Raw genomic sequence first — 1,832 nt, forward strand, 5'->3', positions numbered from 1 at the left:
TATTCCCTATCCCCTAATTAAACTGCTGACTCAAAGCCACCGGATTATGCACGGTGATTTTTTTCTTCTGGATCGAGATGACTTGGTTTTCTTCATCGCGCAAATCGCCGAGTAGTCGCGTAACAGTCACGCGGGTCGAACCAATGGCTTCGGCGATCGCTTGGTGGGATAATTTGAGATCGATCGTGATGCCATTGCCGTTGGGGATGCCAAAATCTCGACACAAGATCAGCAAGAAACTCGCCAGTCGCGATCCCATATCGCGATGTGCCAGGGTTTCGATCATCATCTCGGTTTGGAGAATGCGCGATGATAAGCCTCTAAGCATAATCCAAGATAGTTCGGGATTGTCTCTAAGAGCTTTTTCAAATTGCTCGATCGAGACTGATAATAACTCGACCGGGGTAAACGCGACTGCATGATAAAACCTGTCCGACTTGTTGCCCGTAATCAGCGATAGCACCCCAAACACGCTATTCTCGCGCAGTAAGGCCACGGTAATCTCTTCGCCTGCTTCGTAGACGCGCGATAGTTTTACCGCCCCTTTAGTGAGAAAATACACCCGTTCGGCAGGATCGCCAGGAAAAAAAATCGTCTTATTGCGATCGAACGTCTCTAACACCGGCGGAAACTCGCCTCCAGCCATTTGCTGAAAGACACTAGCGATCGGTTTATCTTGCGTCATGACCATCTTAAATTTGCTCTGGCTGAGAATATTTGAACTCACAATTTGGGAATCGAACAGGCGATCGACCTCTAGTCCCCGATCGAAGGTATTACACAATACTTAATCTGACTTGCCAATAGTTTTTTGTATCCCAGAATACTAAGTATATGTGGGCAGCGATCGTTGTCCGGTCGATCGCCTGTAGACCATTATAAAATCGATCGAGTTAGGTGAGTTTAGCTAACCGCGATCGCTAAAGACTCAACCCTTGCCATTTAGCTGGGTACCAACTACCTGATATCATGAGCCGTGCGAGTTAAGATGGAACGAAATTATCGTGTTAAATTTAAGCGGCAAAAACGCCTTAGTAACTGGAATTGCGAATAATCGATCGATCGCTTGGGGGATCGCGCAACAACTCCATGCGGCGGGAGCAAATATCGGGATCACCTACCTCCCCGACGAAAAGGGCAAAATGGAGCGGAAAGTTGAGGAGTTAGTCGCGCCGCTCAACCCGAGCATTTATCTGCCGCTCAACGTTCAAGATGACGCTCAAATCGATCGCACTTTTGCCGAAGTTGGTGAAAAATGGGGACGTGTCGATATCCTGATTCACTGTCTGGCTTTTGCCAATAAAGAAGATCTTTCTGGCGATTTTAGTAAAACTTCCAGAGCGGGTTTCGCCCAGGCGATGGATATCAGTACTTATTCGCTCAATCGGCTAGCCGGAGCCGCCAAACCGCTGATGACGGCGGGTGGCAGTATTATCACCCTCACTTATCTCGGTGGGGTCAAAGTCATTCCCAATTACAATGTAATGGGAATCGCCAAAGCAGGTTTGGAAATGAGCGTCCGCTATCTCGCCGCCGAATTGGGCACTCAAAATGTCCGCGTCAATGGCATCTCCGCAGGGCCGATTCGGACTTTGGCATCTTCAGCAGTGGGTGGTATTTTGGATATGATTCACCACGTTGAAGAAGTGGCACCACTGCGCCGCACCGTTACCCAGACTGAAGTTGGCAATGCCGCCGCTTTCTTAGCTAGCGATCTGGCAAGTGGCATTACCGGACAGATTATCTATGTGGATGCTGGGTACGAGACGGTGGGAATGTAATGGGATAGGGGATAGGGGTTAGGGAATAGGGGATAGGGGTTAGGGGTTAGG

Annotated in this window: 2 protein-coding genes; one reads left to right on the forward strand and one right to left on the reverse strand. The window is 49.0% G+C overall.

Going from position 1 to position 1,832, the window contains the following annotated elements; genetic code table 11:
- Positions 1-13 precede the first annotated feature (13 nt).
- Positions 14-691, reverse strand: coding sequence for a global nitrogen regulator NtcA (gene ntcA, locus RMO84_RS03700; RefSeq protein WP_310487110.1), 678 nt, complete (start codon positions 689-691; stop codon positions 14-16).
- A gap of 313 nt (positions 692-1,004) precedes the next feature.
- Between ntcA and fabI the strand changes: the two genes are divergently transcribed.
- The gene (gene fabI / locus RMO84_RS03705; RefSeq protein WP_310487109.1) at positions 1,005-1,781 is read left to right on the forward strand and encodes an enoyl-ACP reductase FabI; all 777 of its coding nucleotides are present in this window, start codon (positions 1,005-1,007) and stop codon (positions 1,779-1,781) included.
- The last annotated feature ends 51 nt before the right edge of the window (positions 1,782-1,832 follow it).

It is taken from the genome of Chamaesiphon sp. VAR_69_metabat_338 (genome assembly GCF_031423935.1).
Lineage (GTDB): Bacteria > Cyanobacteriota > Cyanobacteriia > Cyanobacteriales > Chamaesiphonaceae > Chamaesiphon.

Excerpts from the sequence above, each read along its gene's own strand:
- ntcA (WP_310487110.1), bottom strand. The coding sequence starts at position 691 with ATGGTCATGACGCAAGATAAACCGATCGCTAGTGTCTTTCAGCAAATG.